At 63.6% G+C, this 23989-nt stretch carries 19 protein-coding genes and 1 pseudogene; 2 read left to right on the top strand and 18 right to left on the bottom strand.

Annotation, left to right across the window (positions count from 1 at the left end; all coding sequences use genetic code 11):
• Window positions 1-101: 101 nt before the first annotated feature.
• A pseudogene (locus ACF8GF_RS04805) lies at window positions 102-365 on the top strand (LysE family transporter); the annotation flags it as partial.
• On the opposite strand, the gene ACF8GF_RS04800 reads toward ACF8GF_RS04805, so the two are convergent.
• The 15 genes from ACF8GF_RS04800 to ACF8GF_RS04730 form a co-directional block, all read right to left on the bottom strand.
• A complete protein-coding gene (locus ACF8GF_RS04800) occupies window positions 362-2839 on the bottom strand; it encodes an autotransporter outer membrane beta-barrel domain-containing protein (RefSeq protein WP_392487711.1) in 2478 nt (825 codons plus the stop codon). The pseudogene ACF8GF_RS04805 and the gene ACF8GF_RS04800 sit on opposite strands and share 4 nt — an antisense overlap.
• Before the next feature lie 112 nt (window positions 2840-2951).
• The gene (locus tag ACF8GF_RS04795) at window positions 2952-3227 is read right to left on the bottom strand and encodes a peptidylprolyl isomerase (protein WP_014860332.1); all 276 of its coding nucleotides are present in this window, start codon (window positions 3225-3227) and stop codon (window positions 2952-2954) included.
• A gap of 87 nt (window positions 3228-3314) precedes the next feature.
• A complete protein-coding gene (locus ACF8GF_RS04790) occupies window positions 3315-5267 on the bottom strand; it encodes an acetoacetate--CoA ligase (protein WP_392487710.1) in 1953 nt (650 codons plus the stop codon).
• A 91-nt stretch (window positions 5268-5358) separates the two neighbouring features.
• A complete protein-coding gene (gene eco / locus ACF8GF_RS04785; protein WP_392487709.1) occupies window positions 5359-5838 on the bottom strand; it encodes a serine protease inhibitor ecotin in 480 nt (159 codons plus the stop codon).
• A 55-nt stretch (window positions 5839-5893) separates the two neighbouring features.
• Window positions 5894-6664: a 3-hydroxybutyrate dehydrogenase gene (gene hbdH, locus ACF8GF_RS04780; protein WP_392461096.1), complete on the bottom strand. Its 771-nt coding sequence runs from the start codon at window positions 6662-6664 to the stop codon at window positions 5894-5896.
• A gap of 10 nt (window positions 6665-6674) precedes the next feature.
• Window positions 6675-8066, bottom strand: coding sequence for a GntP family permease (locus ACF8GF_RS04775; protein WP_176684556.1), 1392 nt, complete (start codon window positions 8064-8066; stop codon window positions 6675-6677).
• 225 nt (window positions 8067-8291) lie between these two features.
• Entirely contained in the window at window positions 8292-9674 is a 1383-nt protein-coding gene (locus ACF8GF_RS04770) for a sigma-54 interaction domain-containing protein (RefSeq protein ID WP_392487708.1), read from the bottom strand.
• Window positions 9675-9733: 59 nt separating this feature from the next.
• Window positions 9734-10750 carry an ABC transporter permease gene (locus ACF8GF_RS04765; protein WP_176684554.1) on the bottom strand — a complete coding sequence of 339 codons (1017 nt, stop codon included), beginning with the start codon at window positions 10748-10750 and terminating at the stop codon, window positions 9734-9736.
• Window positions 10750-11808, bottom strand: a complete 1059-nt coding sequence (locus tag ACF8GF_RS04760) for a microcin C ABC transporter permease YejB (RefSeq protein ID WP_064490558.1) — start codon at window positions 11806-11808, stop codon at window positions 10750-10752. The genes ACF8GF_RS04765 and ACF8GF_RS04760 overlap by 1 nt, the downstream gene beginning before the upstream one ends.
• Window positions 11805-13604 (bottom strand): extracellular solute-binding protein, encoded by a 1800-nt coding sequence (locus ACF8GF_RS04755; RefSeq protein WP_392487707.1) that lies wholly within the window; start codon window positions 13602-13604, stop codon window positions 11805-11807. The genes ACF8GF_RS04760 and ACF8GF_RS04755 overlap by 4 nt, the downstream gene beginning before the upstream one ends.
• A 142-nt stretch (window positions 13605-13746) precedes the next feature.
• A complete protein-coding gene (locus ACF8GF_RS04750; protein ID WP_003248318.1) occupies window positions 13747-14028 on the bottom strand; it encodes a peptidylprolyl isomerase in 282 nt (93 codons plus the stop codon).
• Between the two features lie 81 nt (window positions 14029-14109).
• A complete protein-coding gene (locus ACF8GF_RS04745; protein WP_176684552.1) occupies window positions 14110-15171 on the bottom strand; it encodes a 3-deoxy-7-phosphoheptulonate synthase in 1062 nt (353 codons plus the stop codon).
• A gap of 554 nt (window positions 15172-15725) precedes the next feature.
• Window positions 15726-16277, bottom strand: a complete 552-nt coding sequence (locus tag ACF8GF_RS04740; RefSeq protein WP_176684551.1) for a YbhB/YbcL family Raf kinase inhibitor-like protein — start codon at window positions 16275-16277, stop codon at window positions 15726-15728.
• 48 nt (window positions 16278-16325) lie between these two features.
• Window positions 16326-16634: a hypothetical protein gene (locus tag ACF8GF_RS04735; protein ID WP_176684550.1), complete on the bottom strand. Its 309-nt coding sequence runs from the start codon at window positions 16632-16634 to the stop codon at window positions 16326-16328.
• A 196-nt stretch (window positions 16635-16830) separates the two neighbouring features.
• Window positions 16831-18126, bottom strand: a complete 1296-nt coding sequence (locus tag ACF8GF_RS04730) for an MFS transporter (protein WP_392487706.1) — start codon at window positions 18124-18126, stop codon at window positions 16831-16833.
• A 427-nt stretch (window positions 18127-18553) separates the two neighbouring features.
• Between ACF8GF_RS04730 and ACF8GF_RS04725 the strand changes: the two genes are divergently transcribed.
• Window positions 18554-19429 (top strand): AEC family transporter, encoded by an 876-nt coding sequence (locus tag ACF8GF_RS04725; RefSeq protein WP_176684549.1) that lies wholly within the window; start codon window positions 18554-18556, stop codon window positions 19427-19429.
• A gap of 78 nt (window positions 19430-19507) precedes the next feature.
• On the opposite strand, the gene ACF8GF_RS04720 is transcribed toward ACF8GF_RS04725, so the two are convergent.
• The 3 genes from ACF8GF_RS04720 to ACF8GF_RS04710 all read right to left on the bottom strand — a co-directional run bounded on the left by ACF8GF_RS04720 (window position 19508) and on the right by ACF8GF_RS04710 (window position 23884).
• Window positions 19508-22024, bottom strand: a complete 2517-nt coding sequence (locus tag ACF8GF_RS04720) for an excinuclease ABC subunit A (RefSeq protein WP_392461100.1) — start codon at window positions 22022-22024, stop codon at window positions 19508-19510.
• A gap of 160 nt (window positions 22025-22184) precedes the next feature.
• Window positions 22185-23270: a type VI secretion system protein TssA gene (gene tssA, locus ACF8GF_RS04715; protein WP_021785677.1), complete on the bottom strand. Its 1086-nt coding sequence runs from the start codon at window positions 23268-23270 to the stop codon at window positions 22185-22187.
• Between the two features lie 95 nt (window positions 23271-23365).
• Complete coding sequence (locus tag ACF8GF_RS04710) at window positions 23366-23884, bottom strand: type VI secretion system tube protein Hcp (RefSeq protein WP_176684547.1); 519 nt, start codon at window positions 23882-23884, stop codon at window positions 23366-23368.
• Between the last annotated feature and the right edge of the window lie 105 nt (window positions 23885-23989).

Here is a 23989-nt window from a genome sequence, read left to right as displayed (position 1 = left end):
GACCTGCCATTGTGGCACGGGACGCGGAGATTGAGCACCTGAGGTGGCCGTTTTCTTGGACGCCGCGGACTAAACCATGGAATGTATATTAGTAATCACTAGGTAACCCCAAGGCCATCCTGATCTTCACCGCCTTCCTGCCGCAGTTCGTCTCGGTCGGTAGCAGCACCCCGGTAAGTGAGCAGTTCCTTTGGCTGGGTGTGTTGTTCCTGCTGCTGGAATGGGCGGCCATCGCCATCTACTCAGGCCTGGGCGCCTACATGCAGCGTTGGTTCAGCCAGCCCGGCCCACGCCGGATGTTCAACCGGGTCAGCGCGTCCTTGCTGGGCTGCGCGGGTCTCGGTCTGCTGGCTGCGCGCCGCTAGAACTGCCAGCGCACGCCCAGGTTCACGCCGCTGGCTTCCTGCTGGCGGCTGTCCAGGTTGGCGGTGTACTGCACGCCGCCATGCAGGCTCAGCGCTTCGTTGACCTGCGCTACCACACCGCTTTCCAGTTGCACTGAGGTATAGCGGTAATCGGTCTTGATCTTGTCTGCGTCATCGAAGGTCAAGGTGTCGCGGCCACCGTCGCCGTGCCACAGGTTGACCTGCGCAAAGGGCTGCAACAGGCGCCCGCTGCTCCCCGTGAACGCACCCTCCAGGCGCAGGCCCAGGCGGCCGGTCAGCTCGACCTGGGCGTCATGACTGATGCGCGAGACGCTGTCGCGGGCGCTGTCCAGCGCGACCTTTTGCGCAATCAGTTGAGCTTGCGGTTCCACGCGCCAGCGCTCGGACAGGGTGATGGGGTAGCCCGATTCCAGTGAAGCTGTCCAGGCGTGGCCGTCGAGGTTCAGCGTGTCGCCACGATCGGAGCGGGCGCGGCCATCCAGGTGGGTGTACTGCAACACCGCGTCCAGGTACGTGCCCTGTGGCCCGACCAGCGTCCAGTAGGTGCCCACGCTATCGCCATCGAGCTTCAGGTCGCCCACGCCGCGGTCGTGAACGGCCAGGGCAAACCCTTTGACGTCGGCGTCCAGGCGGCTGTGGCTTACGTAGATACCAACATGCTGGCGGTAACCATTCTCGCCAACCTTGGCATACAGATCCTGGCCCACCTTGAAACCGTACAAGTCGCCATCCAGCCTCGGGCTGACCGTGCCGCTCCATTGCTGGCGCAGAGCGCCACCGTAGGCTTGCCCCCAGCTGGCGGGCAGGGCGCCTTCACCCTGGAGTAACAGATGGTCGCCCTGGCGCTGGTGAAAGGTGCCCAATGCCTGACGGGCGATGATCGCGGCACCCCGTGGCGCTGCGGCATAAACCGGGACCTCGGGGCGGTACAGTGGCAGGCTTTCGCCCTGCACTGGGGCAGGCAGCTCGGCCTGGCCGGGCGCGGGCGCAGCGACGGGCGGGGTGACGGCCGGGGCGATCACCGGCGCCTCGCCCGGTGCCGGCACAGGGGCTGGAGCGGGCGGCGCAACCAGCGTCGAGCGCAGGTACCAGCTGTTTTCACTGCCAGCAGTGACACCCCCTTTGAACAGCCGATAGTCGTAGGCACCGGCCGATAGCCTCTGGGGCTGTACAAAGGCGGTGGCCGTGCTGGTGGCGCCGTCAAGGGCTTCGACCACCTGGATGCCGTTCTGCGCAGTCGCTGCACCTGCGCCGTTGAGGTTGTTGATGAGCACCTGTGTAGAGCCAGCGATCGCGCCGCGGCTGATCACCAGGCGATCGGAAGCAGCGCCATCGCCGGCCAGCACGCTGTTCAGGCGCAGGGCGCCGTTGTTGCCGGTGTAATCGCCCTCGATGCTCAAGCGGCCCATGGCATCATTGCCGGCGGTGAGGTCAAGTGTGCCTGCGTTGCTGATTGCGGCGCGCTGGCCTGGGGCAAACGCAGTGATCACCCCTTGGCGTGAAGTGATGCTGCTGCTGGCGTCGAGGGTGAGGCTGCCCGTGCTGCTGTCACTGTCGCCCAGTACCAGCGTGTCATCCAGTGCCAGCCGGCTGCCGTTGTTCAGCGCCACGCGCTCCCAGTTCACATAGTGGGCACCGCCTGCCGGCTGGCTGGCATCGAACGTCAGGCTGTCGTTACCTCCGCCGCCGTCCAACGTGATACTCAGTACCTCGGGCGTGAGGCCTTTGAGCAGTGCCGTGTCATTACCTGGCCCCGCATCCACGCGCCCGCCAATACGGCCACCGTCCCAGGTGAAGCGGTCGTTGCCAGTGCTCAGCAGCACATCACCACCAACCTGGCCGCCATGCATCAGGACCTGGTCATCGCCACCGCTGACGCTGATATTGCCGCCGACGTTGCCATCGAAGACTTCGATGTAGTCCTTGTCGAAGGCCGCGATGACGTTCCGGTCGACGCTGCCGCCACGCATGATGAAGGTGTTCTCGTCCAGCCGCATGTTGACGTTGCCGATACGCCCGTCGTCCATTTCGGCATAGTCGCCGCTGTCGAACGTGCCCTTGATCCAGCCACCGGTCATGTGAAAGGTGTCCAGGCCATCACCCTGGTTGAGGTTGCCTTCGATGACGCCGCTGCTCATGGCGAAGTCATCGATGCCGGCGCCCTGGTGGATGTTGCCGCCGACGCTGCCAGAGGCCATGTCGATGCTGTCTCTGCCGGCGCCGAAGGTTACGTCGCCGGTGATGGCGCCGCTACCGGATGCCGGGAATACCAGGCGGTTATCACCGTTGGTGTCCACCAGCGAGGGCGCAGTGCCGCTGTCACAGGTGTAGGTGTCGTTACCCGGGCCGGGTGAGATGGTGCAAGCCGCGTGTGCCGCGGGCGTGACTATGCCCAGCAGCGGCAGCGAACCCAGGGTCAGCATCAGGCGTAGACGCATCAGGAAAACCTCCATTCACCAGGGGGACCTGCGCACCACGCGTGGTGTGCAGGGTTACCGGGGTTGTATAGAGGAGTGCGTCACGATCACAACTGGCAAAAATGTCAGGTGGCAAAAGGCTAGCTCATTAGTCGCGGTAGAACGTTTGCACCAGGTGGTAGCCGAATTTGCTCTTGATCGGCCCGTGTACCACACGCAAAGGCTTCTTGAAAATCACCTGGTCGATGGCACCGACCATCTGCCCTGGGCGGATTTCGCCCAGGTCACCACCACGCTTGCCGGATGGGCAAAGAGAGAACTTTTTGGCGAGCACGTCGAAAGCCTCGCCGTTGGCGATGCGCTGCCTGAGCTTTTCGGCTTCGTCAGCGGTCTTGACCAGTATGTGGCGGGCTTGGGCTTTCATGGGCTACCTGTGTATCGGGAAAAAAGGCGGCATTATGCCTGATTGAATCCAGTAGTAGCGATCGCGCCCAAATGGCCGCGATGAATGTCAGATCTTCAGCTCTGCGCGATCGCGAAACTGCTCCAGTGCCTCCGGGTTGGCCAGGGCATCGGTGTTCTTCACCGGCCGCCCATGCACCACATCGCGAATCGCCAGTTCCACCAGCTTGCCACTGATGGTGCGCGGTATGTCGCTGACCTGGGCGATCACCGCCGGCACATGGCGGGGTGTGGTGTACTGGCGTATTACCTGGCGGATGTGCTGGCGCAAGGCTTCATCCAGCTGCAGGCCTTCTTGCAGGCGCACGAACAGCACCACCCGCACATCCCCGTTCCAGTCCTGGCCGATGGCCACGCTTTCCACAACCTGTTCGACCTTTTCCACCTGGCGGTAGATCTCCGCCGTGCCAATGCGCACACCGCCCGGGTTGAGCACGGCGTCGGAGCGACCGTGGATCACCATGCCCCCGCTGGCACGCTGCTCGGCGTAGTCGCCCTGGGCCCACACCCCCGGAAACTGGCTGAAGTAGGCATCGTGGTAACGGCGGCCGTCCGGGTCGTTCCAGAAACCGAGTGGCATCGAGGGGAAGTTGCGCGTGCACACCAGTTCGCCTTTGTCGTCCACCACGGGCTGACCCTGCTCGTTCCACACCTCCACCGCCATACCCAGGCCCTTGCACTGGATTTCGCCGCGACGCACAGGCAGGGTCGGGTTGCCTAGCACGAAGCAGGAGACGATATCCGTACCGCCCGACATGGACACGAGCCACAGGTCGGCCTTGATCTTGTCATATACATAGTCATAGCTGTGCGGTGACAGCGGCGAACCGGTGGACATCAGCAGCCGCAGGCTGGTCAGGCAGTGGCTGGTGGCGGGTTCCAGGCCTGCCTGCTCCAGTGCCGCCAGGTACTTGGCGCTGGTGCCGAAGGCGTGGATGCCCTCGGCCTCTATCAGGTCCAGAAGGCGCCCGGGGCCCGGGTGGAACGGCGAGCCGTCGTACAGCACCAGCGTGGCACCCACCGCCAGACCGCTGGCCAGCCAGTTCCACATCATCCAGCCGCAGGTGGTGTAGTAGAACAGCACGTCGTCGGCCTTCAGGTCGTTGTGCAGGCCGTGTTCCTTGAGGTGTTGCAACAGCACGCCTCCGGCGCGATGGACAATGCACTTGGGCACGCCGGTGGTGCCACTGGAATAGAGGATGTACAGCGGGTGGTCGAACGGCAGCGGGGTGAAACGGGGCTCGCCGCCGGGCTGGAAGAAGTCATCCCACAGGCTGACGTTGGCTGCCTGGAACTCGTCGGCACGCGTGCCTTTACGGGTATGGGGCACCACGATCAGTTGCTCCAGGCCAGGCAGCTGCGCGCACACCTGGTTGACCTTGGTCACCTGGTCGATGGCCTTGCCTGCATACTGGTAACCGGCGCAGACGATCAGCAGCTTGGGTTCGATCTGGCCGAAGCGGTCGATGATGCCGTGCACGCCGAATTCGGGCGAGGAGGAAGACCAGACTGCGCCAAGGCTGGTGCAGGCGAGCATGGCCACCAGTGTTTGCCAGGTATTGGGCATGATGGCCGCTACCCGGTCGCCCGGGACGATACCTGCAGCCTTGAATGCCGTTTGCAGCCCGGCCACCTGTGCGGCCAGTTCAGCATGGCTGAACACTTCGCGTTGGCCGTCTTCGCGTACGGCGACCACGGCCGGGCGGTCGTCGCGGCGGCGCAGCAGGTGTTCGGCAAAGTTCAGGGTGGCATTGGCGAACCACTGTGCATCGGGCATCTGCGGCCCTTCGCTGAGCACCTGGCTGGGCGGGGTATGCCAATGCACGTGGAAATACTCGGCAAGGGTTTGCCAGAAGGCGCCGCGCTGTTCGATGCTCCAGCCGTGCAGGGCCTGGTAATCGTCGAGTTGCAGGTTGTAGCGCAGGTTGACCCGGCGGCGGAAGGCATCCATCCGGCTGGCCTCGATCTGCGTTGTGGACGGGCGCCAGAGCACATCGTTCATGCCGAATCTCCTTTACCGGAACAAAGCAGGCTCAGTGCAGGATCAGCCTTGTGTTGCGAAGAAGCTGATCCTGCAGAGAAAGCGGTTCTGCTTACTCTACTTTAGCCTTTTGCACATCCTGCGATGCCGACCACACGCGGTAGCGCACTTCGACATCCTTGGGCGCATACACCACCACCGGTAGCTTGCTGTTGTAGCGCAGCAGGAAGCCGTCGCCGACCACCGGCACGAAGGCTTCGGTCTTCTTGCCGTCCGGGCAGGCCATCAGTGTGCTGGCCGGGCCGCTGACGTTGTCCAGGCGATAGTAACTGTAGCCCCAGCCTTCCAGGGTGCGTTCTTCAAGGGTGCCGCCCAGGCGCTGGCGATTGCAGTCGACCTGCAGGGTCTTGCCAGCGAGGATTTCCAGTTTATAGGCCGACTCATCGGCCTGGGCCGGCAGGTGGATGACCTGCCGGGTGAAGCCTTTTTCCGCCTCGGGGTAGGGCGCGATGTCCTTCAGGCTGGCGGCCATCGCAGGTGCGACAGTGGCCAGGCTCAAGGCCAGAATCGCGGTCATTGGGGTAGGGCGCATAAGGCCTCCTTGCTGATAAACGAATGCGCGGCCGTCGCCAGGCCCAGGCCGCCCGTCACTGGGCCAACCAGCCACCATCGACGTTCCAGGCGGCGCCGCGAACCTGGCTACCGGCCTCGCTGCACAGAAAGAGTACCAGCTCACCGAGGTGTTCGGGGGTGACGAAAGCCAGCGACGGTTGCTTTTCTGCCAGCAGATCGTGCTGCGCTTGCAGCCGATCGCCACCCTTGGCTGCACGATCGTCGATCTGCTTTTGCACCAGAGGCGTCAGCACCCAGCCCGGGCATATGGCATTGCAGGTGACATGACTGGTGGCGGTTTCCAGGCCGACCACCTTGGTCAGGCCGACCACACCATGCTTGGCTGCCACGTAGGCTGCCTTGCCCATCGAGCCGACCAGGCCATGCACCGAAGCGATATTGATGATGCGCCCCCAGTTGCGTGTGCGCATGCCCGGCAGCGCCAGGCGCGTGCCATGGAATACGGCCGACAGGTTCAGGGCGATGATCTTGTCCCAGCTTTCCGGCGGGAACTGTTCGACGGGTGCCACATGCTGGATACCGGCGTTGTTGACCAGGATGTCGACGCCGCCGAACGCTCGTTCGGCCAGGTTGAACAAGGCCTCGATCTGGATCACATCCGACAGGTCGGCCGGGTGATGCACAACCTTCACCCCGTGCCGGGCAATTTCCGCCATGGCGGGGCCCGGGTCGCCAAAGCCGTTGAGCACGATGTTGGCGCCAGCCCGGGCCAATACCTGGGCGATGCCCAGGCCAATGCCGCTGGTGGAACCGGTGACGAGTGCAGTTTTGCCTTCAAGGGTCATGCAATGCTCCTTAGACGATGCCAGTGGCGTAGAACGTGGCGATGACCACGAACACCGCCAGGGTCTTGATCAGGGTGATACCAAAAATGTCCTTGTAAGCCTCGCGGTGGGTGAGGCCGGTCACCGCCAGCAAGGTGATCACCGCGCCGTTGTGTGGCAGGGTGTCCATGCCGCCGCTGGCCATGGCGGCTACCCGGTGCAGCACTTCCAGCGGGATGTCGGCCGCGTGGGCGGCGGCGATGAACGTGTCGCCCATGGCGGCCAGGGCGATGCTCATGCCGCCCGAGGCGGAGCCGGTGATGCCGGCCAGCAAGGTCACGGTGATGGCTTCGTTCACCAATGGGTTGGGGATGCCGCGCAGGGCGTCGGCCAGCACCAGAAAACCCGGCAGCGACGCGATTACCGCGCCAAAGCCGTATTCCGAGGCGGTGTTCATGGCTGCCAGCAAGGCACCGCCCACCGCGCTTTTGGTGCCCTCGGCCAAGCGTGTACGAATGGCGCCAAAGGCGCACACCAGGACCATCAGGATGCCCACCAGCAACGCGGCCTGCACAGCCCAGATGGCCGTCAGCTTGGCCACGTCGCTTTGTACCGGTGCACTCATGCCTGGCAGTTGCAGGCTGTGACTGGGGCCGTACCAATGCGGTATCCAGTGGGTGAACACCAGGTTCATGACCCCCACCAGTATCAGCGGCGACAGCGCCAGCCAAGGGTTGGGCAGGCTCAGGTCGGCAGCGGTTTCCGGTTCGTTGCGCAGGTCGGTGCCATAACCTTCACCGGCGCGCAGGGCCTTGTTGCGCTGGCGCTGCAGGTAGGCCATGCCGGTAAAGAACACGAACAGCGTGCCGATCAGGCCCAGCCACGGTGCGGCCCAGGCGGTGGTGTTGAAGAAGGTGCTGGGGATGATGTTCTGGATCTGTGGGGTGCCGGGCAGGGCGTCCATGGTGAACGAGAATGCGCCCAGGGCGATGGTGGCCGGGATCAGGCGTTTGGGGATGTTGCTCTGACGGAACATTTCGGCGGCGAACGGGTACACCGCGAACACCACCACGAACAGCGAAACACCGCCGTAAGTGAGCAGGGCACAGACCAGTACGATGACCAGCATCGCCTGGCGGGTGCCGAGCAGGCGGATGGCCGCGGCGACGATCGAGCGGGAGAAACCGGACAGCTCGATCAGCTTGCCGAACACCGCGCCCAGCAGGAATACCGGGAAGTACAGTTTGATGAAACCGACCATTTTCTCCATGAACACCCCGGTGAAAGCAGGGGCGACGGCAGAAGGGTCGGTGAGCAGGACAGCGCCGAGGGCGGCGATGGGGGCGAAGAGGATTACGCTGTAACCGCGGTAGGCGGCCAGCATCAGCAAGGCCAGAGCAGCGAGTGCGATGAGCACGGTCATCGGGGTGGGTCTCCTGGGTGAGTCTTGTTTTTATCGTTGAGCAGGAGATAGCGGGAATCGTGCCAACTATGTAACTGGCTGATTTTTAAGGGTTAAAGGGTTTTGTTAGAAGTCTATGTCTACATTCAGAGACGCCAGGGGCTGCTTTACAGCCCATCGCTGGCTTGCCTCCGGTAAAGGGCGGAGCCCTGGCGGTAATCTCAAATAAGAAACAAGAGTCTCCAATCAGAGACCAAGTGCCGCCATCTTCTTGTACAGCGTCGACCGCCCCAGCCCTAGGGCTGCCGCTGCCTCTGGTACTTTTCCTCCCTGTTCGGCCAGCGCCCCGGCAATCAGGCCGCGTTCAAAGGCCTCGCACGCCTCGCGGTAGGTCTGCCGTTTGGGCGCCTCAGCCAGCGGGCTCAATGGCCCCAGTGCCGCACGCAGGTCCGCAACCCCCAGCCGGGGCTGATCCGCCAGCAAGGTCGTGCGCTCCAGCACATTGCGCAGCTCGCGAATGTTCCCCGGCCAGGCATGCCTGGCCAGCAGTTGCTGCGCTTCAGCTTCCAGCTCGTACTGGCTGCCCAGCTCAGCCAATATGGCCTCGCAAAGCGCCGGCAGGTCCTCCAGCCGTTGCCGCAACGGCGGGACATCGATCGGCAGCACATTCAGCCGGTAATACAGGTCGGCGCGGAAGGCCCCGCGGGCCATGGCAGCCTGCAGGTCGATGGAGGTGGCGGCGATGATGCGCACATCGCTGCGCAGCATCTGGTTGGACCCGACCGGCTCGTATTCCTTTTCCTGCAGCACCCGCAGCAGCTTGCTCTGCAGGGCCAGCGGCATGTCGCCGATCTCGTCGAGGAACAACGTGCCGCCTTCGGCCAGTTGCAGCTTGCCGCTGCGCCCTTTGCGATCGGCACCGGTAAAAGCACCCGGCGCAGTGCCGAAGAATTCGGCTTCCAGCAGCGTCTCCGGGATGGCTGCGCTGTTGATGCTGACAAAGGCCTTGTGCGCCCGTGCTGACGCTGCGTGAATGGCGTGGGCCAGCAGTTCCTTGCCGGTGCCGGTTTCGCCCAGCAGCAACACGGGTGAATCGCTGCCTGCGCCACGCCGGGCGCGTCGCTTGGCTTCCAGGCTGGGCGCGCTGCTGCCTACGAACTGGGCGAAGCTGTATTTGGCCTGGCGGGCGCGCAGTTGCGAGCGGGTCGAGGCCAGTTCCTGCTGCATGCTGGCGTAGCGTTTGAGCAGCGGTGACAGGCTGCGCAGTTCGTCGAACAGGGCAAAGCCGATGGCGCCGATCAGCGTGCCCTGGTCGTCGTGGATGGGCAGGCGCATGACCACCAACGGCTCGTTCTGCGTGTCGAGCATGTCCAGCAGGATGGGCCGCCCATCGCTCACCACGTCGCGCATCAGGCTGCCGGGGATCACCGCTTCACACGGCTGGCCGATGGCGCTGGCGGCGTCGGCCAGGCCAAAGCGTCGGGCATAGCGTTCGTTCATCCAGACGATGCGTGCCTGGCGGTCGACGATCACCGTGCCCTCACTGGACTGTTCGATGATCTCGAACAGCGAGCGGATCGCCAGTTGCCGTACCTGGGGGTAGTCCTTGAGGCTGTCGCTGTCGTGCATGGGTGAACATCCTGAATCATGTATTGGCACAAGCCCGCGAAAAGACCGGGCCTGAAAACTTATCGTCGGGGGTCAAACGCCTCACGCAGGGCATCCCCGATAAACACCAGCAGTGACAGGATCACCGCCAGCGCAAAGAACGCGGTAAAGCCCAACCACGGTGCCTCCAGGTGCTGCTTGCCCTGGGTCACCAGCTCGCCCAGCGAGGCGCTGCCCGCTGGCATGCCAAAGCCCAGAAAGTCCAGCGCGGTCAGTGTGGTAATCGCCCCGGTCAGCATGAACGGCACATAGGTCAGCGTGGCATTCATGGCATTGGGCAAGATATGCCGCAGCATGACCTGACTGTCCGGTAACCCCAACGCCCGCGCAGCCTTTACATACTCCAGATTGCGCCCGCGCAGGAACTCGGCGCGCACCACGTCGACCAGGGTCAGCCAGGAAAACAGCGCCATGATCCCCAGCAGCCACCAGAAATCCGGTTCGACAAAACCGCTGAGGATGATCAGCAGATACAACACGGGCAACCCCGACCATACCTCCAGCAATCGCTGGCCGAGCAGGTCAACCCAGCCCCCGTGGTAGCCTTGCAGGGCGCCTGCCGCCACGCCAATAAGCACACTGACCACGGTCAGGGCAAAGGCGAACAGCAGCGATACCCGTGTGCCATAAAGCACCCGCGCCAGCACGTCACGGCCCTGGTCGTCGGTGCCTAGCCAGTTGCTGGCGCTGGGCGGGCTGGGGGTGGGCACCTGCAGGTCGTAATTAGGTGTGTCGGCGCTGAACGGGATAGGCGCGAACAGCATCCAGCCACCCTGTTCCGCGATCAGCTGGCGCACATAGGCGCTGCGGTAGTCGGGTTGAAACGGCAGTTGCCCGCCGAACTGCTGCTCGGTATAGCGTTTGAGCGCCGGAACGTACAGTTCGCCCTTGTAGCCGAGCAACAGTGGCTTGTCGTTGGCCACCAGTTCGGCACCCAGGCTCAGCAACAGAAGGCCGGCAAACAACCACAGCGACACCCAGCCCAGGCGGTGGCGACGAAAGCGTTGCAGGCGACGGCGCGACAGGGGCGATAGCATCAGTGCGCCCTCGTATCGAAGTCGATGCGCGGGTCGAGCAGGGTGTAAGACAGGTCACCGATCAGACGAATCAGCAGGCCCGCCAGGGTGAAGATGAACAGCGTGCCGAACACCACCGGGTAATCCCGCGACACGGCGGCCTCATAGCTCATGCGGCCAAGGCCATCGAGCGAGAAGATCACCTCGATCAGCAACGAACCGGCGAAAAATACCGTGATCAGCGCCTGTGGCAGCCCGGCCACCACCAGCAGCATGGCGTTGCGCAAGACATGGCCATACAGCACGCGGCGTTCGCTGAGGCCCTTGGCCCGGGCAGTGACCACGTATTGGCGGGAAACCTCGTCGAGGAAGGCATTCTTGGTCAGCAGCGTGAGGGTGGCGAACCCTCCGATCACCAGGGCGGCGACCGGCAGCACCAGGTGCCAGAAGTAGTCGGCGACCTTGCCCAGCAGGCTGAGCTCGTCGAAATTGTCCGAGACCAGGCCGCGCACCGGGAACCAGTTGAGCGAAGTGCCGCCGGCAAACAGGACGATCAGCAGCAGTGCGAACAGGAACGAAGGCAGGGCGTAACCGATCACGATCAACGCGCTGCTCCAGGCATCGAAGCGGCTGCCGTGGCGCATCGCCTTGCGGATGCCCAGCGGGATCGACACCAGGTAGGTGATCAGCGTGGCCCAGAAGCCCAGTGACAGGGTGACCGGCAACTTGTCGAGAATCAGGTCGGTGACTTTCGCACCACGGAAAAAGCTGTTGCCAAAGTCCAGCCGGGCATATTGGCCGAGCATCAACCACAAGCGTTCGGGGGCGGATTTGTCAAAGCCGTACTGGCGCTTGATCTCTTCGATCAGTTTCGGGTCCAGGCCGCGGGTGGCGCGGGATTCGCCATGAACCACTTCTGCGCGCGCGCCAGGTGCGCCGCCACCGATGCCCTGCAGGCGCGCCACGGCTTGTTCCACCGGGCCACCCGGCGCGGCCTGGACGATGGCGAAATTGACCAGCAGGATTGCCAGCAGCGTCGGAATGATCAGCAACAGACGGCGCAGGATATAAGCGGTCATGGCGAGGAATTCCGGCGTTCGGCCATTTGCGCGTTGGTCAGCGGGGTAGGGCTGACCTCCCACCAGGTGTCCAGCCCTTCGTCGTAAGTGGCCTGGACCTTGGGCCGACCGAAGCGGTTCCACCAGACGGTAGAGCTGCCCGGCGGGTAATAGTTGGGGATCCAGTAGTAATTCCATTGCAGCACGCGGTCCAGGGCATGGGCGTGGCGCAGCATGTCGGCCTGGGTGTCGGCGCCGACCAGGCCGTCGATCAGATGGTCTACGGCCGGGTCCTGCAGGACCATCAGGTTGTTCGAGCCAGGGTCGTGAGCGGCCGCCGAGCCAAAGTAGTTGTACAACTCGGTACCGGGCGACAGGGTGACCGGGTAGCCGGTGACGATCATGTCGTAATCGCGCGCCATCAGCCGATTGACGTACTGGGCCGAGTCGACGTTGCGGATGTTCAGGCTCACGCCGATCTGGGCCAGGTTGCGCTTCCACGGCAGCAGCAGGCGTTCAAGGCCCGCCTGGCCATTGAGGAACGTGAACGCCAGCGGCGTGCCCTGGCTATTGACCAGGCGGTCGCCTTCGGGGTGCCAGCCGGCTTGTTCGAGCAGGGCCAAGGCCTGCAACTGCTGTTTACGGATGATCCCCGAGCCGTCGGTGACCGGGGCGGTGAACACCGTGGTGAACACTTCATCTGGCACTTGGCCGCGCAAGGGGGCGAGCAGCTTCAACTCCCCCGCATCCGGCAACTGGCGAGCGGCCAAAGGGGTATTGGAGAACACGCTTTGCTGGCGGATGTACAGGTTGCGCATCATCTGCCGGTTGCTCCACTCGTAGTCCCACAACATACCCAGCGCCTGGCGCACACGGCGGTCCTTGAACTGCGGCTGGTCGAGGTTGAACACGAAACCTTGGGCCACCTGCGGTTTGGCCGGGGCCAGGTGGGCGCGTTGCAGGCGGCCGTCGTCCAGTTGCGCACCGTTGTAGCCCAAGGTGTAGGCCGTGGCGGAGAACTCGCGGTTATAGTCGTAGCCACCGCCTTTGAGTACCTGGCGCGCCACTTCGGTGTCGCCGAAGTACTCGATGCGTAGCTTGTCGAAATTGTAGCGGCCACGGCTGGCCGGCAAGTCACGTGCCCACCATGTCGGGTCGCGTTCGAAGGTGATGCTGCGGCCGTTGTCGATGCGCCCGATGCGGTATGGCCCGCTGCCAACCGGCTTGTCGAAGCCGGCACCGTTGGCAAAATCGCGCTGCTGCCAATCGTGCTCGGGCATTACCGGCAGGCTGGCGAGGTCCAGCGCCAGGGTGCGGCCGTGCTCGGGCTTCAAGTCGAATCGTACGCTGTGCAGGCTTTCCACGGTCACGCCGGTCACGTCGGCAAACTGGGTACGGTATTTGAGGCTGCCCTTGCTCATCAGCAGTTCGAAGGTGAAACGCACGTCTTCGGCGCGCACCGGCTTGCCATCGGCGAAGGTGGCGCGCGGGTCGATGTCGAAACGCAGCCAGGCATCCTTGGGGCCGCGCTCCATGCGCCGGGCGATCAGGCCGTAAACGGTATAGGGTTCATCGTACGAGCGTACCGCCAGTGGCGCGTACAGCAGACCATCGACTTCGCTGACACCGATGCCTTTGTCGATGTAGGGGAGGATGTGGTCGAACTGGCCGATCTCGATGGCCGAGCGGCGCAAGATGCCGCCCTTGGGGGCGTCGGGGTTTACATAGTCGAAATGCCGGAAGCTGGCGGCGTAGCGGGGGGCTTCACCGTAGACGGTGAGGGCGTGGGTGGTAGCCGCCTGGACCGTAAAGCCCATGCACGAAAATAAAAGCCCCCACAATACTTGTGGGAGCGGGTTCACCCGCGAATGCGTCGGAGCAGGCAACGAGGTTGTCTGGTCTGGTCTCTTCGCGGGTAAACCCGCTCCCATAGGGGGGCTGATCACCGGGAGGGGTGAATCAGTCCTGGCGGCTGGTCACTTCCAGCAGGTGGTAGCCGAACTGGGTTTTCACCGGGCCTTGCACGGTGTTGACCGGGGCGCTGAAGACCACGGTGTCGAATTCCTTGACCATCTGGCCTGGGCCGAACGAGCCCAGGTCACCGCCCTGACGGCTGGACGGGCAGGTGGAGTTGGCTTTGGCGATTTCAGCGAAGTCGGCGCCTGCTTCGATCTGGGCTTTCAGTTCGTTGCACTTGTCTTCGCTGCTGACCAGAATGTGGCGGGCGGTTGCACGGGCCATGGGTACTGCTCCTTGGGGGTAAAAAAGGCAAGCCTAGCGCACTTGTCCGGGGTATGTCTCGCCAGGCTTGCAACCATTGGCCTACAGTTTTTGTGCCGCCTCACGCAACAGGGTTTCGGTCGAGGCCCAGCCCAGGCAGCCGTCGGTAATCGACACACCGTATTTGAGTGCGCCCTTGCCCAGCGCCTGGCAGCCATCGAACAAGTGCCCTTCGATCATCACGCCGACCAGCGAACGGTCGCCGGCCAGGCGCTGCTCCAGCACCTCATTGAAGACCGCTGGCTGGCGCGCCGGGTCCTTGCCGCTGTTGGCGTGGCTGCAATCGACCATGATCCGTGCCTGCAGGCCGGCCTTGGCCAACGCCTGGCGGGCCATGGCGATGCTGTTGGCATCGTAGTTCGGGCCTTTGTGGCCGCCGCGCAGTACAAGGTGTGTGTCCGGGTTGCCCAAGGTCTCGATGATCGCCGGGTGGCCCTGTGCATCCATACCGAAGTGCCGGTGGGGGTGGGCAGCGCTGCGCATGGCGTCGCTGGCGATGGCGATGCCGCCGTCCGTACCGTTCTTGAAGCCGACCGGCAGTTCCAGGCCACTGACCATTTCGCGGTGGATTTGCGATTCGGTGGTGCGTGCGCCGATCGCCGCCCAAGCCAGCAGGTCATCGAAGTAGCCGGCGGCCATTGGTTGCAGCAACTCGGTAGCGATCGGCAGGCCGCGTTCGATCATGCTCAGCATCAGCCCGCGGGACAAAGCGATACCCGCGTGCATGTCGTCACTGCCATCGAGGTGCGGGTCGTAGGCCAGGCCTTTCCAGCCCACTGTAGTACGCGGTTTTTCGACGTAGGCGCGCATCACCAGCAGCAGTTTGTCGTTGACTTCGCGGCCAAGGGCGGCCAGGCGGTCGGCGTATTCCAGGGCCGCGCGTGGGTCATGGATCGAGCAGGGGCCGACGATGACCAGCAGGCGCGGGTCGCGGCCTTCGAGGATGTCGCGGATGGCCAGGCGATGGGCCTGGACTTGTTGGGCCAGTTCGCTGGACAGTGGCATCTGTTGCTTGAGCAGGTGCGGGCTGGGCAGGCGCTTGCTGACAGTGGTGTTGGCCGCTTGCGGCTGGGTCAGGGGCAGGGCGAGGCTGGAAGCGTGCATGGCGTTTTTCCCTGGGCGGACAGCGGGTTCAGGCCCGCATTGTCGGCCCTATCGAGGTGTTCGACAGATCGTTGAATTCGTATTGGCTGCTGCATTGCCACCTGTGGAAGACCGATCGGAGGCGGCAGGCTGGCCCGAGCGGGGTTGGCTAAATCGCCAGGCAGAGGTGTTTGCGTAGTAATAAGTGGCGTAGTTCATGAATCTGTCCTCAACGTGAATCGGTGTTGGTCAAAGGCCTGAAAAGCAAAACCCCCGGTCGGGGAGCCGACCGGGGGTTTGAGTATTCTCATGTTCGGCGGCCCCTCGAAGGTGGACGCCGGATGGGTATCGGCGCCTAGTGGCTAAACCAATACCCAAAGTAATAGCTGGCAGGTGCCACGCAGCCGACAACGGCCAGCACAGGGCGCAGGCTGCGACCGGTGTGGTTGGCGTGGTTGCGGGTGTGTTTCGGCATGTTGCTCTCCAGTGAATGAGCCCGAGCTTACTTCAGTTCGCACGGGCCATTCAATGGATAAATGCTATGGGGTCAATCATTTGTTTTTGTACTGACTGGTTCAATGACCGTATCGCCCGACCAGGCTTTGAGCCCCCAGGGCGTGGCCTTGCAGCAGTTGCAGCAGGCCGCTGCGATCCAGCCCTTCAGGCAAGGTACCCAAGGGCAGGTCGGTGGCGATCAGGGTCAGTGCGTAATGATGGGGGTTGTCGCCGGCGGGTGGACAGGGGCCGCGGTAGCTGAGGGTGCCACGGGAGTTGCGGCCCACTGTCACGGATGGCCCGCTCAGCCCTGCCGTGCCTGCCTTGAGCCCATCCTGTTCGGGATCGATGTTGTAGGCAATCCAGTGCACCACACCAACGCCCTTGCCACCGTCCGGGTCGAACATGATCAGGGCCAGCGACCGCGTACCTGCGGGCAAGTTGTCCCAGCTCAGTTGCGGGGTCCGCTCTTCGCCGGCGCCGCATGCCGGGTCCGGGCCGACCTGTTGCAGGGCGATGACGCCGCCATCGGTGAATGACGAGGAACTGATCGACATCGCGCCTTGGTTGCCTGCGGCAGCTAACGCAGTACACGGCAGCAAAGCAGCGAACAGCCAGTGTCTGAGGTGCATGGTCAATCCTTGGCAGGGCGTCAGGGCTCAGTTTAGTCCAGCTCGGCTTCAGCGGCTGTCCTGGTCCTCGGCAGTGCCGCCGCTGGCACCGGCACCAGAGCCGGTGCCTTCGCCGGTATTGTTGGAGCCGCCAGCGGCACCGTCGGCGGCATCGGTGTTGCTGCCTGTGTCACTGCTGTCGTTACCTTTGCCGCTGCCGGGGCTGTTGACGCTGCTGCCTTCACCGACGGTCTTGCCGCCAGAGGGGTCGGTTTGCGGATGGCTGTCGGTATGGGTGTCGGTGGCGGCGAAGGCAGTGCCGGTGAGGCTGGTCAGGGCGAGCGCCAGGCACAGGGATAGCGGGCGAATGCGGATCATGGGACTTCTCCTTTGCGGATGATCAGTCATTCGTTTGGCTGGCGGCGGCTGGCGGGGTGCCTTCTGGGCGACGAGTGGCAAATTCTGAGGGGCTGTAAATCCCCGTCACACCCAAGGCCGCCCGCAGAAGGGAATGGGATCTTCTGTGGGAACGGCCTGGTAGCGCGATTGGGCCGCAGAGCGGCCCCTGCAATCATCAGGATGCCGAGTGCTGTGCGGGCGCCGGGGTTTCGACTGGCTCCAGCGGCGGATGCTCCTGCGCTGCATGCATCAGGTCTTCGGTCACCCGCAGCTCGGCGCCAGTTGGCGAGAAGGTGGTCGACGCGGTGAACGGGGCAGGGTGCTCTGCTGCCGGGCGCTTGCCGCGGCGCCACATGAAGAAGCACACCATGGTCAGGTTGACCACGGCAAACGCCCAGAACAACCCGGCCTCACCAAACTCGGTCATCATCGGCGAAATGGCTACCGGTGCCATGGCCGAGCCCAGGGAGTTGATCAGCAGCAGGCCCTGGATCATCGGCACCAAGGCATCGGACGGCGCCCGATCGGCTGCATGGCTGACCGCTACCGGGTACAGGGTGAACACACCGCCCCCCAGCAGGAACAGCGTGGCCGGCAGCAGGAACGAGTCCGATGGCAGGAACACCGTTACAAGCGACAGGACAACGCACAACGCGGCAAGCGCGAGCAGCACATCAAGGCGGTCCTTGCGGTCGGACCAGCGCCCGACCGGGTATTGCAGCAGCATCGCGCCAAGGATCACCCAGGCCATCATGTTGCCGACCTCACCCACCTCCAGGCCGATGCGTTGCAGGTACAGTGGCAGCAGCGCATAGATGCCGGCAATCGCTACACCCGAGCCGAAGCAGCCGACCAGGCCCGACGGTGCCACACCCAGCAACTGGCGGGGCTTGAGGGGCTCGACCTGGTCCAGCAGCGGCGACACCCGCGGCAGGATCACGATCGGTAACACCGACAGGGCGGCCAGCACGCCGGCCAGCATGAACGGGGCGGTATCGCCTAGCTGGGTGATTTCGCCAAGGCCGGCCTGGGCGATCACCCCGGCGCCGTAGAAGGCGATCATGTACAGCGCCAGCAGGCGGCCACGAATTTTTGCGTCACCGGCCAGCAGCAGCCAGCTTTCGATCACCAGAAACACGCCGACTGCCGCCCAGCCGTTGATCAGGCGCAGCACCGACCACCAGGTGACCTCGTAGAACAACCCTTGCAGCAGGATGGTCACGGCGATCAGCGAGGCGAAGCTGGTATAGGCTCGGATGTGGCCAATGCGCAGGATCAGCCGGTCGTTGAAGATGGCGCCGAGGGTCAGGCCGATGAAGTAAGTCGACGAGACGATACCAATGGTAGTGGCAGACTCACCGGCGGCGCCCAGGCGCAGGGTGGTCAGGGAAGACATGAAGCCGTTGCCCAGGGCAATGATGAACAGCCCGAGCAGGGGCGCCAGCGCCATGGCCAGCAAACGCGGAGACATACGTACCTCTAGTTGGATGAGCGGAATGAGCACCTTCTCGGCGCGCACACCGGCTCGACCCGGCAAGGGGCGAGTGGCGACACGGATGCGACCTGGGCAAGACTCAACCGCTGGGCGCTATGGGAGATTGGCCGGGCGGGGAGGGTTGAGCCTACTTCACATGTGCGTTCATGTGTTCAGGCGCTGACTCTGTCATTGCTGCTGGTTGCCACCGTTCAAGGCGACGGGCGAAAAGGAAGCGGGATTCTACGGGCTTGGACGCTTTTGCCAAGGGGTATGGGTGTGCGACGAGACGCCGCAGTCTCAGCGCGACATGAACATGTCTTCCACAGACATTTTCGATGGATGCTCCTGCGTGCGGTGAGAACGGCACGGCAATCTTGCAGAGTGCTGCATAATGCTGACCCCCCCACCAAGGAAGGCCTCCATGTTCGCGTCGCTGTTCGCAGTCCTGGCTCCGGTTTTCATCGTCGCCGGAATTGGCTTTGCCTGGGCCCGCAAGGGCCTGGATTACCCCACCGATTTCATCGCCCGGGTGGTGATGACCGTCGGTACCCCTTCGCTGGTGCTGTCTACCCTCAGTCGTACCGAATTGAACCCGAATGCTTTTACCAGCATGGCCGTGGCCTGCTTGCTGTGCACCCTGGGGATGGCCTTGGCCGCTTTGCTCGTGTGTCGCGCGTCGGGCATGCACTGGCGGGTACTGCTGCCGGCGTTCATGTTCCCTAATACAGGCAACATGGGCCTGCCGATCAGTCTGTATGCCTTCGGTGAGCATGGCCTGGCGTTGGCCGTGGCATTTTTCCTGACCCTGTCCATCGTTCAGTTCACCATCGGCATGGCCATCTCCGGCACGGCGGCTTCGCTCAAGGCGCTGCTGCGCAACCCTATCGTCATCAGCCTGGCCGGCGCCATGCCCATCATATTTCTCGATTTCGAACTCCCGCGTTGGTTGGCCAACACCGTAGACCTGCTGGGCGGTATGACCATCCCGCTCATGTTGCTGACCTTGGGGGTATCACTGGCCAGCATTCGCCTGCGTCACGTGGGCAGCGGCATGCTGCTGGGCGGATTGCGCATTGGCCTGGGGGCTGCGGTGGGCTGGGCAGTGGGCGCGGTACTGGGTATGGACAGCCTGGAGCGTGCGGTGCTGATGGTGCAGTCAGCGATGCCGGTAGCCGTGTTCAACTACCTGATGGCGGTGCGGGCCAACCGTGAGCCAGAGCAGGTGGCGAACCTGGTGATGTGTTCTACGGTGCTGTCGTTTGCCTGGTTGCCGGTGGTGCTGGCTTGGTGGATGTAGGCCATTGGCAACGACAGCAATTTCCGTTGAGTCAATGCGCGCTAGCCGGCGGCCCAGCAACCTGGCAATGCGCAGGGGTCACAAGGCCTTGGCCAGAAACGCCGCCGTGCGGCTGTCGGTGCATGCCGCCACCACCTGCGGCGTGCCACTGACCACCACCTTGCCCCCGGCATCGCCAGCCCCCGGCCCGATATCGATCACCCAGTCGCTCTGCGCCACCACTCGCATGTCATGTTCGACCACCACCACGCTATGTCCGCTTTCTACCAGGCGGTTCAGCTGTACCAGCAGCCGGTCGATGTCCTGCGGGTGCAAGCCGTTGGTGGGTTCATCCAGCACATACAGGGTCGCCCCGCGGGCCATGCGCTGCAGTTCGGTCGCCAGCTTGATGCGCTGCGCTTCACCACCGGACAGCTCGGTGGCCGGTTGGCCCAGACGCAAGTAGCCCAGGCCGATATCCTGTAGCACTTGCAGGCAACGGCGGGCAGGCGGTTGTTCGGCAAAAACCTGCAGGGCCTGGTCGACGGTCAACTGCAGCACTTGCGCGATGTTCATGCCTTGCCAGCTCACCGCCAGGGTTTCGGGGTTGTAGCGGGCACCCTGGCAGGTCGGGCAAGGCGCGTACACGCTGGGCATGAACAGCAACTCTACGCTGACGAAACCCTCACCCTCGCAGGTGGCGCACCGGCCCTTGGCAACGTTGAAGGAAAAGCGCCCGGCGTCGAAGCCCTGTGCCTTGGCCTGCTCGGTAGCCGCGAAGAGTTTGCGCACGTGGTCGAACAGGCCAGTGTAGGTGGCCAGGTTGGAGCGCGGCGTGCGGCCGATCGGCTTCTGGTCAACTTGCACCAGCCGCTTGATGCTGCCAAGCCCGGCGCTCACGTGGCCGCTGCTGGTCTGTTCAGGTTCGTCCTCCAGGCTTTGCGCTTCGGGCTCGCTACGTTGCTCGGCATGGCCCAGGTGTGCCCCCACCAGTTCCAGCAGGGCCTGGCTGACCAGGCTGGATTTGCCCGAGCCGGAAATACCGGTAACGGCGGTAAAGCAGCCCAGCGGAAATGCGGCGCTCAGGTTATCGAGGTTATTGCGTGTGATGCCTTCAAGCTTCAGCCAGTCGCGGGCCTGGCGGGGGGCGCGTGTGGCCTGTACCGGGGCATTGAACAGGTAGGTGCGGGTGCATGACTGTTGCACCTCGGCCAGGCCGGCAGGCGGCCCGCTGTAGAGGATGGTGCCACCGTGCTCGCCGGCAGCTGGCCCTACATCCACCAGCCAGTCGGCGCGGCGCATGGTGTCCAGGTCGTGCTCCACCACATACACCGAGTTGCCAGCCTGTTTCAGGCGCTGCAGGGCTTCGAACAGCGCTTCACTGTCGGCCGGGTGCAAGCCGGCCGACGGCTCGTCGAGTACGTAGACCACCCCAAACAGCTGCGAATTCAGCTGGGTGGCCAGGCGCAGGCGTTGCAGTTCACCGGAAGACAAGGTCGGGGTACTGCGCTCCAGGGCCAGGTAACCGAGGCCGAGGTCAAGCAGCGTATCAATACGTTCCAGCAGCTCGTTGGCGATGCGTTGGGCCGCCAGGCGTTTTTCCAGGGTCAGCTCGTCCTGCTGCTGGGTCAGGTAGTCGGCTGCCGCCACCTTGCGGAACACCTCGGCCAGCGCCTGCAACGACAGGTGCGACAGTTCGGCGATGTCCAGCCCGGCGAAGGTCACGCCCAGCGCTTCGCGCTTCAGGCGTTTGCCCTGGCACAGCGGGCAGGGGCTGGGGCGCATGTACTGGGACACACGCTTGCGCATCTGCGCGCTCTGCGAGTGCATGAAAGTATGCAGCACGTAACGCCGTGCACCCATGAACGTGCCTTGATAGCTGGGCTCCAGTTTGCGCTTGAGGGCTTCGCGGGTCTGCGCCGGGGTCAGGCCGGCATACACGGGGGCGGTGGGTGTCTCTTCAGTGAACAGGATCCAGTCGCGCTGTGCCTGGGGCAGGTCGCGCCAAGGGATATCGACGTCATAGCCCAGCGTGACCAGGATGTCGCGCAGGTTTTGCCCTTGCCAGGCCATTGGCCACGCCGCCACCGCACGCTCACGGATGGTCAGCGACGGGTCGGGGACCATGGTCGCTTCGGTCACCTCGTAGACACGGCCCAGGCCATGGCATTGCGGGCAAGCGCCCTGGGGCGTGTTCGGAGAAAAGTCTTCGGCGTACAGCATCGCTTGCCCGGCCGGGTAGTGGCCAGCGCGGGAGTAGAGCATGCGGATCGAGCTGGACAAAGTGGTCACGCTACCCACCGAGGAACGTGCACTCGGCGTGCCGCGTTGCTGCTGCAGGGCCACCGCCGGCGGCAGCCCGTCGATGGCATCTACGTCCGGCACGCCAACCTGGTCGATCAGGCGCCGGGCATAGGGCGCCACCGATTCGAAATAACGCCGCTGGGCTTCGGCATACAGCGTGGAGAACGCCAGTGAAGACTTACCCGAGCCGGACACGCCGGTGAACACCACCAAGGCATCGCGAGGAATATCGACATCGATGTTCTTCAGGTTGTGCTCGCGGGCGCCACGGACGCGGATGTAACCGCTTGGGGTGGTCGGGCTTGGAGGCATGAAGCAGTCCTTGTCTGAAGCTGAGCAGGGCGCTCAAGTTAACAGCAATTGCAGCGCCCTTGTGTGGGCAGCAGTCAAGGAACCTACCCGATGGAGCCAGTGGGGGGCAGGGAGCCGGCTGTTTTCGCCTTGTCTGACTTCGTCTCAAGGCTTTTCATACCTAGCGGGTGCCCAGCACATCGCGGATGTTGTCCACCACATTGTTGTCCTTGATCACGTCACTCAACCAGCCTTCCAACGGCATGTTGCCCCACTTGATCGCACGTTCGATCAGGTAGGGTACCGGGCTTTGCGGTTCGCTCTGTTTGAAGTACTGGGCGATGCCCGCAAGCATGGTGAATGCCTCGTCGCGGGTCAGCGGGGTGGTGCGCAGGGCGGCAGGCGCGGTCGTCGGGGGCGTGGCATTCATCGGTTCACCTGCTTCGTGGAGGTTGGCGCCCGTGGCCTGTGGCTGTGCTTCCTCCGGGATGGCGGGGTGTAGCTCTACGCCGCGGTCCTTGAGCAGTTTTTCCGCCAGCTGGCTGGCACGCGAAAGCATGTCGGCAAGGCTGGCAAAGCTGGGCGCCTCGTGGCCGAACAGGCGGTCGGCGCTGGCCTGCAGGCGTTTGCATGCGTTCAGGCTGGTAGCGATCTGCTGGGCCTTGGCGCGCAGGTAATCGGTGTCGGTAAGCGCTACCGAGCGCTGGAAGATCTCGGCGTTGATCTTGCCTTCGTTCAGCGCTGTCTGCATCGCCTTGGGGTTTTGCAAGGCGAGGTTTTCTACATGGCGTGATTCGTCATAGCGCAACACGCCGAAATTCTGCCCCTGGATAATGGGCAAGCCACCGGCAATGTCGGTGAGCGTGGTTTTCAGCCAGGACAGTCGCGCCGCGCGCTCGTCCAGGCCGTCTTCGAGCGTTGGGTACAGCGTTTCCCAGAACGCAACCAGGAGCTGTTCGGTCAGCTCAAGGCCAAAGGTGATGCCTTCGAAGTGTTCACGCTGGGCCAGCCCCTCGCAGAGCCAGGCCACCAGCATCAGGTCTTTGCTTTGCTGCGCAAGCCCCTGAGCCGACAGGTTGATCACCTGCTCCCAGTCGGCAGTCTTCAAGTCGGTTTGCCAGTCGCCTTGGGTGAGGTAGTCAGGGTCCGCCCGGCGTGCCTCCTTGATCTGGTCGAACAAGGCAGAGAAGCTCAAGTCTTCGCCACTGCCACCCTCGATAGGGGCGACCAGTGTGGCCAGCGAGAGGTCATTGAGAATTTCAGGCATAGAACACTCTGGACATGGCTAATGAACAGCGCGCCAGAATATCCGGCGCGCTGCAGAACACAGGCCGCCGAAGCGGCCCATGGTTTGGCACGTGCTTAGGCAAACACTTTGTTCGCGGTGCGGTCCCAGCCACCGACGATGTTGCCGCCGGCCTGGCCGTCGGTGCGGTTCTGCTGAGTGTAGGTAGTCTTGATGCGGGCAAAGTTGAAGCTGATTTCTTCAATTGGCAGGTCACTGACCGCCTTGTCTTCACCATTCTGGTTGCCACCGGCGACAAACTTGACCGAAGAGACCACCACTTCTTCCATGTCGATGGTCAGGTAGGTGACCTTGTCGCCACCGGCGCGGTTCACGTTCAGCTTCAGCTTGGCAATGTGCTTGCCGGTGCAGCAGTGTTCGAACAGTTTGGCCGATGCCTTGTCGACTGCCTTGCGGATCTTGAAGTCGCTCAGGGCAACGCGTTCGGAGGACGCACCGCCCGAGGAGCTGGCGGTTGCCGACGTAGCCTGGGTGGCGCCGTACTCGTAGCCCAGCACTTCGATCCAGTCCTTGTGTTTTTCATCCAGTACTTCGCCTGGGATGCCGTCGATTTGGATATACGCGTCAAATGCCATTGTGAAACTCTCCATTAACAACATGTAAAGGGTTGCTCATGCGCCCCTTGGTTTTGACCTCGCCGGGCGCGCCGGCAGAGGTAGCTTGCCGCCGCCCGGGCCTCA

Source organism: Pseudomonas sp. yb_5 (assembly GCF_043103865.1).
Lineage (GTDB): Bacteria > Pseudomonadota > Gammaproteobacteria > Pseudomonadales > Pseudomonadaceae > Aquipseudomonas > Aquipseudomonas putida_Y.
Note: the sequence above shows the minus strand (reverse complement) of the source record. Positions and strands in the feature narration are given on the sequence as shown.

Excerpts from the sequence above, each read along its gene's own strand:
- ACF8GF_RS04800 (WP_392487711.1), bottom strand. The coding sequence starts at position 2,839 with ATGGAGGTTTTCCTGATGCGTCTACGCCTGATGCTGACCCTGGGTTCG.
- ACF8GF_RS04795 (WP_014860332.1), bottom strand. The coding sequence starts at position 3,227 with ATGAAAGCCCAAGCCCGCCACATACTGGTCAAGACCGCTGACGAAGCC.
- ACF8GF_RS04790 (WP_392487710.1), bottom strand. The coding sequence starts at position 5,267 with ATGAACGATGTGCTCTGGCGCCCGTCCACAACGCAGATCGAGGCCAGC.
- eco (WP_392487709.1), bottom strand. The coding sequence starts at position 5,838 with ATGCGCCCTACCCCAATGACCGCGATTCTGGCCTTGAGCCTGGCCACT.
- hbdH (WP_392461096.1), bottom strand. The coding sequence starts at position 6,664 with ATGACCCTTGAAGGCAAAACTGCACTCGTCACCGGTTCCACCAGCGGC.
- ACF8GF_RS04775 (WP_176684556.1), bottom strand. The coding sequence starts at position 8,066 with ATGACCGTGCTCATCGCACTCGCTGCTCTGGCCTTGCTGATGCTGGCC.
- ACF8GF_RS04770 (WP_392487708.1), bottom strand. The coding sequence starts at position 9,674 with ATGCACGACAGCGACAGCCTCAAGGACTACCCCCAGGTACGGCAACTG.
- ACF8GF_RS04765 (WP_176684554.1), bottom strand. The coding sequence starts at position 10,750 with ATGCTATCGCCCCTGTCGCGCCGTCGCCTGCAACGCTTTCGTCGCCAC.
- ACF8GF_RS04760 (WP_064490558.1), bottom strand. The coding sequence starts at position 11,808 with ATGACCGCTTATATCCTGCGCCGTCTGTTGCTGATCATTCCGACGCTG.
- ACF8GF_RS04755 (WP_392487707.1), bottom strand. The coding sequence starts at position 13,604 with ATGGGCTTTACGGTCCAGGCGGCTACCACCCACGCCCTCACCGTCTAC.
- ACF8GF_RS04750 (WP_003248318.1), bottom strand. The coding sequence starts at position 14,028 with ATGGCCCGTGCAACCGCCCGCCACATTCTGGTCAGCAGCGAAGACAAG.
- ACF8GF_RS04745 (WP_176684552.1), bottom strand. The coding sequence starts at position 15,171 with ATGCACGCTTCCAGCCTCGCCCTGCCCCTGACCCAGCCGCAAGCGGCC.
- ACF8GF_RS04740 (WP_176684551.1), bottom strand. The coding sequence starts at position 16,277 with ATGCACCTCAGACACTGGCTGTTCGCTGCTTTGCTGCCGTGTACTGCG.
- ACF8GF_RS04735 (WP_176684550.1), bottom strand. The coding sequence starts at position 16,634 with ATGATCCGCATTCGCCCGCTATCCCTGTGCCTGGCGCTCGCCCTGACC.
- ACF8GF_RS04730 (WP_392487706.1), bottom strand. The coding sequence starts at position 18,126 with ATGTCTCCGCGTTTGCTGGCCATGGCGCTGGCGCCCCTGCTCGGGCTG.
- ACF8GF_RS04725 (WP_176684549.1), top strand. The coding sequence starts at position 18,554 with ATGTTCGCGTCGCTGTTCGCAGTCCTGGCTCCGGTTTTCATCGTCGCC.
- ACF8GF_RS04720 (WP_392461100.1), bottom strand. The coding sequence starts at position 22,024 with ATGCCTCCAAGCCCGACCACCCCAAGCGGTTACATCCGCGTCCGTGGC.
- tssA (WP_021785677.1), bottom strand. The coding sequence starts at position 23,270 with ATGCCTGAAATTCTCAATGACCTCTCGCTGGCCACACTGGTCGCCCCT.
- ACF8GF_RS04710 (WP_176684547.1), bottom strand. The coding sequence starts at position 23,884 with ATGGCATTTGACGCGTATATCCAAATCGACGGCATCCCAGGCGAAGTA.